This is a genomic window from Collinsella sp. BG-O-102, assembly GCF_023656745.1.
Classification (GTDB): domain Bacteria; phylum Actinomycetota; class Coriobacteriia; order Coriobacteriales; family Coriobacteriaceae; genus Collinsella.
This window is the reverse complement of sequence record NZ_JAMOKO010000007.1, coordinates 58,032-70,923: the sequence shown is the minus strand read 5'-3', so window position 1 is coordinate 70,923 and position 12,892 is coordinate 58,032. Positions and strand designations below refer to the sequence as shown.

General features: G+C 53.4%; 14 protein-coding genes and 1 tRNA gene. 9 read left to right on the top strand and 6 right to left on the bottom strand.

Features of this window, described 5'->3' with window-relative positions; genetic code table 11:
- Positions 1 to 489: 489 nt before the first annotated feature.
- Positions 490 to 1,275, bottom strand: a complete 786-nt coding sequence (gene istB, locus NBH09_RS05025) for an IS21-like element helper ATPase IstB (protein WP_250787252.1) — start codon at positions 1,273 to 1,275, stop codon at positions 490 to 492.
- A 345-nt stretch (positions 1,276 to 1,620) separates the two neighbouring features.
- On the opposite strand from istB, the gene NBH09_RS05020 reads away from it, so the two are divergent.
- The 5 genes from NBH09_RS05020 to NBH09_RS05000 all read left to right on the top strand — a co-directional run bounded on the left by NBH09_RS05020 (position 1,621) and on the right by NBH09_RS05000 (position 6,030).
- Positions 1,621 to 2,481, top strand: a complete 861-nt coding sequence (locus NBH09_RS05020; protein WP_195404846.1) for a PqqD family protein — start codon at positions 1,621 to 1,623, stop codon at positions 2,479 to 2,481.
- An 8-nt stretch (positions 2,482 to 2,489) separates the two neighbouring features.
- Positions 2,490 to 3,578 (top strand): radical SAM protein, encoded by a 1,089-nt coding sequence (locus NBH09_RS05015; RefSeq protein WP_250787251.1) that lies wholly within the window; start codon positions 2,490 to 2,492, stop codon positions 3,576 to 3,578.
- A complete protein-coding gene (locus tag NBH09_RS05010) occupies positions 3,579 to 3,782 on the top strand; it encodes a hypothetical protein (protein WP_195404844.1) in 204 nt (67 codons plus the stop codon). It begins immediately after the preceding gene.
- On the top strand, positions 3,779 to 4,120 hold the full coding sequence (locus NBH09_RS05005; protein WP_217108213.1) for a hypothetical protein: 342 nt from the start codon (positions 3,779 to 3,781) through the stop codon (positions 4,118 to 4,120). The genes NBH09_RS05010 and NBH09_RS05005 overlap by 4 nt, the downstream gene beginning before the upstream one ends.
- 272 nt (positions 4,121 to 4,392) lie before the next feature.
- Positions 4,393 to 6,030, top strand: a complete 1,638-nt coding sequence (locus NBH09_RS05000; RefSeq protein ID WP_250787250.1) for an ATP-binding cassette domain-containing protein — start codon at positions 4,393 to 4,395, stop codon at positions 6,028 to 6,030.
- A gap of 36 nt (positions 6,031 to 6,066) precedes the next feature.
- On the opposite strand, the gene NBH09_RS04995 is transcribed toward NBH09_RS05000, so the two are convergent.
- Positions 6,067 to 6,315 (bottom strand): hypothetical protein, encoded by a 249-nt coding sequence (locus tag NBH09_RS04995; RefSeq protein WP_250787249.1) that lies wholly within the window; start codon positions 6,313 to 6,315, stop codon positions 6,067 to 6,069.
- A 296-nt stretch (positions 6,316 to 6,611) separates the two neighbouring features.
- Between NBH09_RS04995 and NBH09_RS04990 the strand changes: the two genes are divergently transcribed.
- Together NBH09_RS04990 and NBH09_RS04985 are read left to right on the top strand one after the other, a co-directional pair.
- Positions 6,612 to 7,019 (top strand): hypothetical protein, encoded by a 408-nt coding sequence (locus NBH09_RS04990; RefSeq protein WP_250787248.1) that lies wholly within the window; start codon positions 6,612 to 6,614, stop codon positions 7,017 to 7,019.
- A gap of 24 nt (positions 7,020 to 7,043) precedes the next feature.
- Positions 7,044 to 7,571, top strand: a complete 528-nt coding sequence (locus tag NBH09_RS04985) for a hypothetical protein (RefSeq protein ID WP_250787247.1) — start codon at positions 7,044 to 7,046, stop codon at positions 7,569 to 7,571.
- Positions 7,572 to 7,842: 271 nt separating this feature from the next.
- Here the strand turns inward: NBH09_RS04985 and NBH09_RS04980 are convergent.
- Positions 7,843 to 7,918, bottom strand: a tRNA-Thr gene (locus tag NBH09_RS04980).
- 207 nt (positions 7,919 to 8,125) lie between these two features.
- On the opposite strand from NBH09_RS04980, the gene NBH09_RS04975 reads away from it, so the two are divergent.
- A complete protein-coding gene (locus NBH09_RS04975; protein WP_250787246.1) occupies positions 8,126 to 8,605 on the top strand; it encodes a PTS sugar transporter subunit IIB in 480 nt (159 codons plus the stop codon).
- A gap of 83 nt (positions 8,606 to 8,688) precedes the next feature.
- Here NBH09_RS04975 and NBH09_RS04970 read toward each other — a convergent pair whose 3' ends face one another.
- Entirely contained in the window at positions 8,689 to 9,741 is a 1,053-nt protein-coding gene (locus tag NBH09_RS04970) for an aldose epimerase family protein (RefSeq protein WP_250787245.1), read from the bottom strand.
- A 205-nt stretch (positions 9,742 to 9,946) separates the two neighbouring features.
- Between NBH09_RS04970 and NBH09_RS04965 the strand changes: the two genes are divergently transcribed.
- On the top strand, positions 9,947 to 10,711 hold the full coding sequence (locus tag NBH09_RS04965; RefSeq protein ID WP_250787244.1) for a DeoR/GlpR family DNA-binding transcription regulator: 765 nt from the start codon (positions 9,947 to 9,949) through the stop codon (positions 10,709 to 10,711).
- A gap of 432 nt (positions 10,712 to 11,143) precedes the next feature.
- Here NBH09_RS04965 and NBH09_RS04960 read toward each other — a convergent pair whose 3' ends face one another.
- Positions 11,144 to 11,881 carry a GntR family transcriptional regulator gene (locus NBH09_RS04960; protein WP_250787243.1) on the bottom strand — a complete coding sequence of 246 codons (738 nt, stop codon included), beginning with the start codon at positions 11,879 to 11,881 and terminating at the stop codon, positions 11,144 to 11,146.
- 54 nt (positions 11,882 to 11,935) lie between these two features.
- Complete coding sequence (locus NBH09_RS04955) at positions 11,936 to 12,856, bottom strand: DUF7916 family protein (RefSeq protein ID WP_250787241.1); 921 nt, start codon at positions 12,854 to 12,856, stop codon at positions 11,936 to 11,938.
- Between the last annotated feature and the right edge of the window lie 36 nt (positions 12,857 to 12,892).

The following is a 12,892-nucleotide window of genomic DNA, read 5'->3' as shown; positions in this document are numbered from 1 at the left end:
ATCTGAGGTCCGTGCAACAGCCGGTAAGCCTGTTGCACGGTTCTGCGGGAGCGACTTTGGAGCGGTTCGCACATCCCGGCTTCGGCCGGGCAAGATATTCCGTTGCACGGAATACATATCTTGCATGCCCCGAGAAGCGTAGGCCGAATCGACCGGAGTGCAACGGGACAGGTGAGCGGAGGCGCAGTGATGGCGACCCAGGGGAGCCATCGAACGGAGCCGGAGCGAGAGCCGGCGGGGCGATCGCGAGTTGAAGCCGAGTGATTGTCCCGCCGTTCACGGCCCGCCGGCGGCGGCCCGGGGTTCCAAGGGGACTCGTCCCTTTGGCGCGAAGGGGTCCGGGGATGGCGCGAGACATCCCCGTGAAACGCCGCGACGGGCACGCCCCTGTTAGCGTCAATCTAATTTTCACCAGTTTCACTAATCAAACGCGCCGTTCGCGCAAAGGCGGCTTCACCGGTTGCGCTAACGTATTTTCACCGATTCCGGTCACGGCTTGACGGGGCCGTCCCTCGGCAGGTCCTTCAGCCTGTAGGACCTGCCGGCTATCTTGACCAGGTGGCAGTGGTGGCACACCCTGTCCGCGATCGCGCTCGCCGCCACGTCGTCCCCGAACACCCTGCCCCAGCCGCCGATCCCCACGTCGGCGGTGATGATCGTCGAGCGCTGCTCGTAGCGCGTCGATATCAGCTGGAACAGCAGGTCCGCGCCCGCGCTGCCGACGTCGAGGTAGCCGAGCTCGTCGATGATCAGCAGCCTCGAGTGGGCGTAGTACTTGAGCCTCTTCTTGAGGATGCCGCGCGACGAGGCGTCCTCCAGGTCCTCGACGAGCCGGGCGCAGTCCACGAACCTGACCTCGCGCCCCGCCCTGACGGCCTCGATGCCCAGCGCGACGGCGAGGTGCGTCTTGCCCACGCCGGGGCTCCCCACGAGCAGGACGTTCTCGGCCCGCTCGACGAACCTGAGGGTCGCGAGCTCCTCGATCTCTGCGCGCGGGACCGACGGCTGGAAGTCCCAGTCGAAGTCCGCCAGCCCCTTGACGTAGGGGAACCCCGACGACCGAATGCGCTGGTTGGTGATCCTGACCTCCCGGGCGGCGACCTCGACGCGCGTCATCTCCTCGAGGGCGGAGGCGAAGCCCCGCTCGCCCGCGGCGACCATCCTCACGTAGTCGGGCAGGGACGCCGCCATCTCGTGCAGCCCGAGCGCGGAGAGGTCGACCTCGCCAGGTCCATCGCGCGCCACAGCCGCGGCCTTGGCGACCTGTCGTAGCATTCGCTGCCCTCCCGCAGACGGGGCACCGCAGCCCGAAACTCGTCCACGGCCTGACGCCGACGATTATCCTGCCGCCGTCGATGCTGGCGTACTCGATCACGGTGTGGACCAGCGCGAGCGCGCGGCTTAGTATCCTGTTCATGCGTCAGGGCCTTTCCGGTAGGTTGATGTAGCAAGCGAAATCCTACCCTGCCCGGCGCGGAAACGGCCCCCTCTCGGGGCCGTTTCCCTTATATGCGGAACTTTTTTGCATCCACCTGCGGAAAAATTGATGTCTCGCCCACAGAAACTACCGAAGAGCCTAAAATCGGCTCATATTCAAACAGACACAAGGAGGGATTAATTATGGAATGGAGCTTTGACGAAATAAGGGGATTTATCCCGAAATCGATTTCTCTCCCATACTCAAGAGAGGAAAAGAACGGGTACCGCTCTGTTCTAACCGGACGCGATGAGCTGAACTATATCATGTTGAACGGAAGCGGGAGCTACATCGTCTCTCTGTGCGATGGTAAAAACACCGTCGAAACAATCCTTAATCGGATGTGCGACAAGTTTCCAGACGCCAATCCGGACATGCTCAAATCTGACTTAGCCTCGGCAATGAGAGGTTTCAGCGTATCGAGACTAATAGGATGGGTCAAAACTCCGACCGAAAATGGCACACCCATTGCCGATGAGATTTGCGTGGACAATGGGACCCATATACGGCTTGCCCAAGAAAACGATATTCGCCTGATTTGCTCCCTGGCAAGCCAGGCGAGCTCATCAGAACCAGAAAGTCCCACAATTGTCTACGGTTGGCCTCTTTCCGTCGAGCAGTATGAACGACCGCTAGAGGTGCGAAACGGATTGTTCAATCTGAGCAAGGAATTTTTCATTGTATATGAGTCAGGGAGACCAACCGGTCTACTCGGCCTCGCCCCCTCCAGCAATCCCTTACTCAGATACGCAGACATCTGTCTTCTTTTGTGCCCCGCAAGCATCGCCGTTCAATGTATTGCCGCTGCGGCCAGCTTCTATCGTCAAGAATTTTGCGATGTTCCCAATTTTTTCCACCTGAACCTAACCAGCAAGGAAATTGCATCAAACGAAGGAATTCGAAATCTTATCAATGAGCCAGAATTCACTTGCGCTGGCACTTTTCCAGGTGAGTGCAGCGACGGCGACTGCATGAATGTATACTGTTTTTCAGAAGTCTGTTAAGAGGAACCATGGGACGAGTTTCGGAAAACAAGTACACCAACGTTCTCAGAGCGCCACATCACGTCGCCCTTGACATAACAAACAAGTGCAACTTGAGATGTCTGCACTGCTATAACAGCAGCGGCGAGAATGAGGTCATGCACGACGAGTTGACCTCAGATGAACTTTTTGTTTTCGCAAGGGAAATGGCAGACATGTCGCTTTACAGCATGTGTTTCTGTGGAGGAGAAACCTTGTTGCGCAGTAAAGATATCTTGCGCTGCCTTCCCATATTGCGAGATGGGAATGTTGCAGCGAGCCTGGTAACCAACGGGCTTCTCCTCACGGAATCCCTTCTCCGAGATTTAGAAGATTCCGGACTCAAAAGCATCCAATTTAGCCTAGACGGCATTGGGTCAGCTCACGATAGGCTGAGGGGACATGAGGGAGCCTTCGAAATCGTCGAAGAAGCAGTTGCCACCGTACTCAACCATTCCGATTTGCACCTTGCTATCGCATTTACGCCCACGTCGTTCAACACCGAACAGTTTCCCGATGTCATCTCACTATTAGATGAGATTTTCACCAAATCTAACAGGCCGAAGAGGACGCCGGGTGACTTTATCGAACTACGTGTCCAACCCCTCATGGTTTTGGGCCGTGCGCGAAAGAACACATTTATTAGACCGGACTATTCCCAATACCGTACGTTGATTCACGCCATTCAAGAGGACGACTTCCTTCGGAAGCACCCGAATGTCCGACCGCAATGGGGCGACCCCGTCGACCATCTAATTCGCTTCTCTGATAACCGATATCTATTAGATCAGGTTTCAGTGCACGCAAACGGCGACATCGTCGTTTCTCCGTATATCCCGTTAGTGGTTGGCAACATCAGAAACCACCCTCTTGAGGATTACTGGAACAACGGACTTAGCTCAATTTGGTCCACAAAACTGGTTCAAGACCTCTGTAACCACATGTGGACCATTGACGACATGGAGCGTATGTCCGACACAATTTGCGATATAGATATGGGAGGTGATCTACACGTTGACCTGATTGATGATACCGCGGATGAACTGTTGAACTCATCGTTGAAGGAGATGTTGGGTTAAATGTACGAGAAGCCCGTAGTAGACAACATGAATCCGACCAGAGCATCGACTCTTGGAACGGAAACTTGGTTCGACATGTATTACATCGTGTGGGGAGCAAATGTGGCGGTCGGAGTCACCGCAGTTGGAGCCTATGAACTGGTCCTCATCACTTTTGCCGCAGCACTTCCCCTCAGCGAGCAAGGTGGCCAAGACGAGCAATGAGTCCTGAAGCGCTAAGATCATCCATTGGCGGCATGGTAGGAGGAATCTGCTTTCTCGTTGTCGGGGTGTTAATGGTAAAGACCGGCAATCCCGGCCTGATTCACAGTTACCATATCGCTCATATTCCAAGCGAGAAGATTCCTCTTGTTGCCAGATTGGTCGGACTCGGAATAGCGTTGACGGGAGCCGGTCTCGTTCTCGCGGGCATCATTGCCTTTGCGTCCCAAATCCCATTATCGGCATCGGCGGCTTTCATTCTGCCGCTCATCATAATCTTTGCCGGTCTTGGCGTCTCCTTGCTAACGATCGTAGTGTTCACATTTCGACCATGGTCATAATGGATTTCCTATTGCATGAAACTTCAGGCGCATGCCCAACAAACAATGAAAAAATTTACAGCTTTAGTCGGACGGCTGTTTTATTTTTCAGCCGTCCGACTGCCGTGCGCGGCCTATTGATCGAACATAAAATTCCCGTTTCTATGAGGATCCAGCTCGCAAAGACTCTCTATGGAAGCGCTCGTGCCGATTAGTCGCCGCTTCGTTTCCACCGAACCGCGGTGTAAGGTGTCATCAGTTGGTATTTCATACCTGATAGATTGGGGCCATTCTTGATTCGGTACGTCTTATCGAAGTTTAGTAAAACAAAGGGTGCTTTCACGTTCATTGCCATCACGACGATTGGAATCGCCCTTTCCTATGCCGCACCATATGTGAACGGAAAGTTCTTAGATTTCCTTCTTGCCAATCGCAGCGAGAAGGATGCTGTGCTTTTTGCGCTCTTCGTAGCTTCAATAGGGGTCTTTTCTGCCTTATTTTCATATTTTGCAGGAACGTTATCTATCCGTATATCCACAAAGCTTTCTTTTGACCTACTCAGGGAAACCGTCTTGCGCTTTGAGCGAGTTAATTTTCTGACGAACCGAACAACCGACTCAGCCTATACGACGCAAAGGATTTTCACTGACTCAGGTGTTGTTTCTTCTTTCGTTCTAACAAACTTTATCAGCGCTCCCCTGTCTGTTGTCGCCATTCCTTTCGTGTTGCTCGTCATATGGTCGGTTGATCCACTCCTCGCACTATTCTCCATCCTCCTTCTTGTGGCATATCTCTTCGTTATTACCGGATTGCGAAAGCTTCTATATAAAGTCATGTACGAGAAGAAGGAGGCAGATAGCGCTTTCTATGCCGTAATAGCATCGCAGTTGAATCAGATTCTCAACATTCAGTTAACGTCTTCATACAATAAAAGCGAGCTAGCACTTGACACCGGATTTGAAAAGTATTTTCCAAAGGTCTTGCACTCGGGAAAGCTCTCATTCTCACTAACATCGATTGACAGCCTTTTTGCTGCCGTGTTTCAAGCGATAATACTCATCGTATCCGGAGTGCGAATCATCAATGGAACCATGACGATAGGCGAATACACCATCGTCGGTGCATATTTTGCCGTCCTATTTAAAACCTTGAAAAACACGATGAACCTGTTCAAGTCCTATCAGGATGCCAAGGCTTCGTGGGACAGGATGAGCGCCATGGGAAAGGTAGGACCGGAACCAGAGCAAGATCAGACAGGTTTAGTCAAGATTGACACAATAAATCGCATTTCTGTTTCCAAGTTGGATTTTACGGTACCCCTTCCAGACGGATCTCCCCGAAAGGTTCTTGACGGATTTTCCTTCGATTTCTCCGGCCCTGGAACATACTGCATAACCGGAGAAAATGGAAGAGGAAAAACGTCGCTCCTTTACCTGCTCCTTGGGCTGTATCCATCGGCAGGCAAAGTAACATACAACGACATGCCGATTGAAAAATGCAATTTGGATTACATACGTTCAGACACGATATCGTGCTGCCCCCAACCGTGCTTCGCTCCAGATGAGACGGTTCGGGACCTGTTGGATTATTTCAACACCCCATTTTTTACAAAGCACCAGCATATGAATGAGCTACCGTCGTTGACAACCAGCATAGAGGGCTTGCTTGAGAAACGTTGTCCTGAACTTTCGGGTGGTGAGCTGCGCCGTGTATACTTGTGGTCGGCAATTTCCCGTAATCCATCAGTCTTGGTGCTCGATGAGCCTACAACTGGATTGGATGAAACAAGCCGAGCCGAACTCGCTTCGTATGTCAGAAACAACAAATTGAAACAGCTCATTATCATTGTTTCACATGATAATGAGCTGGCAAATGCAGCGGAAACGATCGTCAGTCTAGATAACGCGTCACACCGTTGCGCAAATCGATAGGACCGCATCGAGTCGCAGCAATTGCAGAAGGCTAAGCTATAATGATTGCCCTTTACCCATGCGTATCTCAAGGCCTTTGATGATGATCCTTGATACCGTGGTGTTGTGTTCCGCCGCGTAGGTGCTCATCTCTTGCTTCTGCTCTTCCGTAACCCAAAAGGTGATGCACTCCCCTTTCTTGCGACTTGTCGAATCCCCTTTGTTTCGTGTGTCTTGATTACCCATGAGGGTCATGCTCGCCTCTCCAACGGGCATGACGCGGCGAGTTGGCTTCTTAATTGCCACCGTAAATCTCCTTATCCTCCTCGATGCCCTCCTTCACCTGTTTGAGTAATTGTCCTCTTTGACACCGGCGATATTGCGCTTACACACCGTCCGCTCACATCCCGAATATTGCCGTTCGGCACCGCCGATATTCCCGTCGGCACCGTCCCCCTGGTACGTTCCGGCTGTCCATGCAGCCGAGACCAAGGAGGTACAGCATGGCGAGAAGGATAAGGGCCAGGGAGGCCCTCAGGCTCCGTGCGTCCGGCCTGTCGCAGAACGCGATAGCCCGCGCGGCGCATTGATTGGAAGGCTGTATGGACGTCAGGCTGCTTGGAAAGAAAAACGAGGGCGAGGGCCTTGGGGTCGCTGTTCTCGTTGATTCGGCTTTTGCAGAGTTAAAAGACAAGAGCGATGAGCAGTTGGCGGAGGCCCAGAGATTTTTGATTGACTTTATGAAAAAAGTTGCTCGGCTAAAGGGAGTGAGAATTGATCGGCCCCATTTCCTCCGCTCGGAGCTGAGGAGGAAGGGTGTCCATAAAGATGTCGGCGAGTTTGCCGTGGAAACGACCCCCGTTACCGCCGGAATCGATGTGGGCCTGATCGATAGAATTGCTAGAGAAGTAATTGATTATGAGGCAAAGAAGTCAACCGCCTTTTCCTTTGCAGCGGGTCTTCCCGGAGGTGTCGCGATGGTGGGCACCATTCCTGCCGATATTACGTAATACTACGTGCACGCATTCAGGATTATGCAGAAACTGGCATACCTGTATGGCTGGCAGACCATTTTTGAAGAATGTGACGACGTTGATGATGAGACTCTCTACGAAATGGCAGTGTTGCTCGGTGTGATGATGGGTGTAGGCAGCGCGAATTCGATGCTAACCGTAATCGCCAAAAACGCCCAAGAGGCGGTCGCGAAAAAGGTCGCTCGCCAGTCGCTAACCAAGACCAGTTGGTATCCGATCCTGAAGAAGCTCTTGAGCTTCATGGGTATCAAGATAACAAAGCAGACGGTGGGGGATGCCGCTGGCAAGGTTGTTGTGGGCGTCGGTGGCGTAATCTCTGGTGCTATCACCTTTATGGGTCTTTCAAAGGGGTCGGCGCGCTTGTGTAGGCAGCTTAAGTGCTTGCCGCAGGCAAACGAGCGGATTCCTGGCACTGGGTACTATGAAAAGGATGAGGCCGCGGTTGCCAAGAAGAGGATTGACGTAGCGGAACCCCTCTTTATCGAAAAGTTCGGATTTTACTCCCATATTCTACGGCTCTATTGTTGAATATGCTGACCGGCTGGAGGAGTCACTGGCGACTGGAGAAGCGAAGCTGGATGCATATAATCCGGACGTTCTTCTCTGATACTCAGCGGAATTAGGCTATGCGTAACAGGATTGTTGTTCGATCTAATGTGAACGTTGGATGATGCTAACTATTTATGGAAAACAGTTAAAAAAGTTTTTCACCCCTTTTTCACTCCTCGGAGAAGGAGGAAAGAGACGCGCAAACAAAAAAGCTCAGAAGCAATTACGCTTCTGAGCTGCACTAATGCAATGGAGCCAGCGACCGGGCTCGAACCGGTGACCCCCGCTTTACGAGAGCGGTGCTCTACCAACTGAGCTACGCTGGCGACCATGTGATGACGCAACTGAGGCGTCAACGGCTGTCTATGATACGGGACATCGCAAATCCGCGCAAGTGTTCTGACGGCTTTTCTCACTTTAAATGCACTAAGATTGGAGACGTGATGTCTGCGGCGTCCATTTAGCGCTTGACCTGCTGTCGAGTTGGCTGCCGTCGTCCTGTTCGTATGGGTCTCAAACAGAATGGGGCAGCCATGGCTCAGCCCAAGATCCTTCTCACGCGTATCGATGACCGTTTCATTTACGGGCAAGACGTTGAGCTGTGGAACGAAGCCGTGGGTTCCAACCTTGTCTTAATCGTCAACGATGAGATCGCGGCGGACGCTCACAAGTGGGCCCCTATGAGGGTGGCGACGCCAGAAGGCGTTTGGACGCGCTTTTTCTCGGTGCAAAGGACCGTCGACATCGTTCATACCGCAACGCCGCGCCAATTGATTCTGATCATGGTGGCCTCACCCGCCGATGCACTCGTGCTGGTTAAGGGCCGCGTGCCAATAACCAAGATCAGCATCGGCCATATGCAGGCAGGGGAGGGCAAACGCTCTGTAACGCCCGCGGTCGCCATAGACGATGCGGACGTCGCTGCTCTCAGAGAGCTACAAAAGCTCGGAGTAGAGCTGGAAATCCGCTATCTCCCTAGCTCCAATCCCGACCCCATCCAACTAGTCATTTAAGAACGTCCCCAATGACTAGGTAGCAAAACGCCCGTCGGCGGTGTGCCGGCGGGCGCTGCTGTGCGATATGTTGCGTTGTGGGCTTAGTGCCTCATAAAGTGGTACTCGATCACATTGCTGTAGGGGTGATCCGGGCCCACGATGCCCTGCGGGAACAGCGGCTGGTGCGGCGTGTCGGGGAACATCTCTGCCTCGAGGGCAAAGCCGGCGCCCCAGCCATAGTTGGCATCGTCCTTGGCGTGCTCGTCGCCCAGCCAGTTGCCGGTGTAGAGCTGCACGCCCGGGGCGGTGGTGTAGTAGTCCAGCTCACGACCGGTCCACATCTCCTCGACGTGCAGGGCGCGGCGCAGATTACGGCCGTACTGATAGCCATCGATGCACAGGCAGTGGTCGTAGCCGCGTGCCTGCTTAATCTGGGGATCGTCGGCCTCCATGCCAGGCGCGACGGGGCGCAGCTCACGGAAGTCAAACGGCGTACCCTCGACCGGAACGATTTCACCGGTGGGGATATTCTGCTCGTTAATGGGCAGGTAGTGGGCAGCGTTGGCAACAAAGAAGTGCTCGCAGTCCATGCCGGCGTTATGGCCGGCAAGGTTAAAGTACGTGTGGTTGGTCATGGACACGTAGGTGGCGCGGTCGCTCTCGCAGCCATATTCGATACGGAAGCGGCCGGTGCGCGTCACGGTAAACACGGCCGTAAAGGTGCGGTTGCCGGGCAGGCCCAGCTCACCGTCCTCAAGCGAGGTGGTCATGCGCACGGCGTTGTGAGTCTCGTCGAGCTCAACGTCCCATACGCGCTTGTGCAGACCATGCTCAAGATCGCTGTGCAGGTTGTTGACGCCTTCGTTGGCCGGCATGTGCCAGTCCGTGCCGTCGATGGTGATCGTGGCGCCCGCGGTGCGGTTTGCCACGGGGCCGATGGTCGCGCCAAAGCAGGCGGGGTTGTCAAAGTAATCCTCGAGCTTATCGAAGCCCAGCACCACATCGCGCACGTTGCCGGGAATATCGGGCACATCGATACCCAGCACGGTGGCGCCATAGTCCATAATGCGAACGCAGATCTCGGGCCCGTTGAGGGTATAACGATGAACGGAGGTGCCGCACGGCGCGGTGCCGAAAAGCTCGGAAGTGATCATTTGGTTCCTAACATCGAGGTATTTCGTACAAACTGTAGCGCGAACAGGTGAGATTATCACTACACCCCACTAAAGCAGGGGGTATTTTTCTCAAAAAAGTGATGATTGGAGCTGTGCGGGCGTTCATTTCTGACGCGCGCGAGTCTGATACAATTTGTTCGTTATTGTTTGAATTGACGTGAGCGTGGAACAGCGAGGACTCATCGTGATTAAAGCGGAGCGACAGGATAAGGTTCGGCAGCTGCTCGAGGAACAGGGAACGGTCTCGGTCAAGGAGATTTCGGATGCGTTAGGTGTCTCGGATATGACGATCCGCCGTGATCTTGAGGAGCTTGCGAGCCTGGGCGAGATCGAGCGCGTGCACGGCGGAGCCCGCAGTGCGCAGGGCCGTCCACACGCTATGCTGCGCCATGAGTATTCGCACAGCGAAAAGCGCACGAAGCATGCCGAGGAAAAGTTGCAGATTGCGCGCCGTTCTGTGGAGCTTATCGAGGAAGGCTCGACCATCTTTTTGGGCACGGGCACCACGGTTGAGCAGATGGCCTCGATGCTGCCGGCGTTTCGCCTGCGCATTGTGACCAATTCGCTTTCGGTGTTTAACCTGCTCGAGGCGCGCGAAGACTGCGAACTGTGCCTGGTGGGCGGCGTGTACCGCCGCCGCACCGCCGCCTTTGTGGGCCCTACGGCCGAGGACACCTTGCGCGCACTGGGGATCGACGCAGCCTTTATCGGCGCAAACGGCATTCTGGACGGCGACGTGTCCACATCCAACATGGAAGAGGGCCGCATCCAGCAGCTCGCCTTTAGCAAGGCCGACTCGCGCTATCTGATCGCCGACTCCAGCAAGATCGGCAAGCGCGACTTCTACACCTTCTGCCGCTTGGACAGCCTGGACGCCGTGGTGTGCGAGCCGGGCATCGCCGCCGAAGATCGTGCCGCCATCGAGGAGCATACGCAGGTCATTTGCTAGCTAACGCTACGGGATTCCCAACAGGCGATGCGGGAGGACTTTTACCTCCTGTCATTGTGGAAACCAGCGCGTCAGAGCTACGCGATATGACGCGCAAATGAGGACTCCACTATCAAATCGTCTCAACCTGTGATATCTAGGCGGCCAAAAGCGAGTCAAATGTTACAGATCGAGATTTTTGGCTCGGCCTATTCCGTTTGTCTCGATCTGTAACAGCTAGGACCGAAAAATTCAGCTAGTTGTTACAGATTGAGATTGAGAGGATTGACCTGTGCATTCATCTCAATCTGTAACATCTAGACGTCCAAAACCGGTCTTAGTGTTACAGATTGAGACAATTCGGCGGGGTCTACCTTGTTTGTCTCGATCTGTAACGGTTAGGACTTAAAAACTCGGCTACGTGTTACAGATCGAGACAAAAGAAAAAGAACATTAGGACTTGAAAATAAAGTTTTGATAAGGGACCCGCCCAGTTAAGACGGTGCGGCAGACAATTGAGATTAGTTTGCCTCCGGAGTCGTAAGCATAATGAGTCAGTTCGATGACCGGAAGTTTTGCAACACCATAATTACTGGCTTCGGAATCGCTAAGCTGACGTGCTCTATAGCTTTCCCTAACAGATTGGATAGACTTGGACAAGTCGTCCATGATTCTGCTAAATGCCTGAAAATCTAACTGGTTATTCGGAACGCGCGACTTTGAAATGAAGAACGTATCAGCGCCTATGAAGCTGCCTTCAAGTTCGTAGGTCAATTCAAGACGCTGAATTTCATCGCGACTTTGACATCCAAATTGTTGGAGCATCATTACGGAAATTGGACGACCTGATGTGAGGCCGCCGAAATGTTTGGTGATGGCATCCGGATCAACGCCATCGCAATGGCTTGCAAAGTCAAAGTCTAAAAGTGAATTGAGCTCGCTAACGCGTTTCGGTGCAACAAACGATCCCTTACCTTGGATTCGATAGATACTTCCACGACGCTCCAGCTCACTCATGGCAAGTCGGACGGTTGTTCTGCTTACGGCGTATTCGTCGCAGAGTTCCATTTCTGTTGGAAGTTTATCGTCTGCTTGATATTCATCGACGATCTGCTTGAGCAGCGCGTCGGTGAGCTGTAAATAGAGTGGCCGTTTTTCGTGTGTATCGAGCATTAGAGCCTCAGTTTGCATGTTGGTTATACCTGATGATTGCCTCAGTCGGGATGTAACGTGGGCAAGGTAACCTTAACGTATCACAGAGCGGCTCAGCATGACGATCTGATGCCTGTATCCACGAAGGGCTTGTCCGAGCGTGAAGATATTCTGGGGCAGGCAAATACCGTTCATGGAGTCCCCGATATGTTGGAGGTCAGCGCCGGCTGCTTTTGCTGCAAGGCCTATTTTCTTAATGGTCTCGCTGTCGCAGGAGTCTTGACTCGTCCCGTTCGCCGCCATGACGAGAACCTTCTCTTCAATTGACTTGCCTACGTTGTGGGATCGTACAAAGTCTACGATGGCGCGCAGGTCTGCTTCTTGGAAGCAAGGGACGGTGTAGGGGGCTGGCACGAGAAGGATATCGACGCCGAGGTCAACAAACTTGCGCGCAATTTCGAGCGTCATGACAGGTTCCGCAACGCCCGCTCCATGCATTTTTCCGGCTATGACCAGGCCATTGAAATGCTCTTTGGAGAGTTTAATCGAATGGGCGATTGCATCGTTGGAGACGCCGGTTCCAGGGTTGCCCGTCAGGCAGATAAAATCAAATCCGAGTTCGTTAGCCTTTTCTAAGGTCTTGGGAGAGACGCGACGACCCATGGGGATTTCCGTTCGGGTTTCAGACATCTCTGCCTCGTTATCAACTGGCTCCAGATTGACGCCAATGGGCCTTCCGCATGCTCGCTTCACCCAAGTGACCGGGTTTTCATTGAGATCATCTGGAATACCGGCAATAACTGGATCGAACACATCGAGCGCGTTAAACAGAAGCAGGTCGGCACCTGCGGCACGTTCGATTTCTGCATTAGTAACGCCGCCGAGAAATTGGGAAGAGGGTACGTTTTCCGCCATGATGGTACGTCCCTCAGAAGCCAGAATTGCCTGTTTCAGATCCATGGGTGACGTGGCGGCAAAATCGGATGCGGACATGTTCAGTAATCGTTTGGGCATTGTTACTTCCTTTGACTAGAACGACAGACTTGTGAC

Coding starts and splice junctions, on each gene's coding strand:
- NBH09_RS04970 (WP_250787245.1), bottom strand. CDS start 9,741: ATGATCACTTCCGAGCTTTTCGGCACCGCGCCGTGCGGCACCTCCGTT.
- NBH09_RS05015 (WP_250787251.1), top strand. CDS start 2,490: ATGGGACGAGTTTCGGAAAACAAGTACACCAACGTTCTCAGAGCGCCA.
- NBH09_RS04985 (WP_250787247.1), top strand. CDS start 7,044: ATGCAGAAACTGGCATACCTGTATGGCTGGCAGACCATTTTTGAAGAA.
- NBH09_RS04955 (WP_250787241.1), bottom strand. CDS start 12,856: ATGCCCAAACGATTACTGAACATGTCCGCATCCGATTTTGCCGCCACG.
- NBH09_RS05020 (WP_195404846.1), top strand. CDS start 1,621: ATGGAATGGAGCTTTGACGAAATAAGGGGATTTATCCCGAAATCGATT.
- NBH09_RS05005 (WP_217108213.1), top strand. CDS start 3,779: ATGAGTCCTGAAGCGCTAAGATCATCCATTGGCGGCATGGTAGGAGGA.
- NBH09_RS04990 (WP_250787248.1), top strand. CDS start 6,612: ATGGACGTCAGGCTGCTTGGAAAGAAAAACGAGGGCGAGGGCCTTGGG.
- NBH09_RS04975 (WP_250787246.1), top strand. CDS start 8,126: ATGGCTCAGCCCAAGATCCTTCTCACGCGTATCGATGACCGTTTCATT.
- NBH09_RS05010 (WP_195404844.1), top strand. CDS start 3,579: ATGTACGAGAAGCCCGTAGTAGACAACATGAATCCGACCAGAGCATCG.
- NBH09_RS04960 (WP_250787243.1), bottom strand. CDS start 11,881: ATGCAAACTGAGGCTCTAATGCTCGATACACACGAAAAACGGCCACTC.
- istB (WP_250787252.1), bottom strand. CDS start 1,275: ATGCTACGACAGGTCGCCAAGGCCGCGGCTGTGGCGCGCGATGGACCT.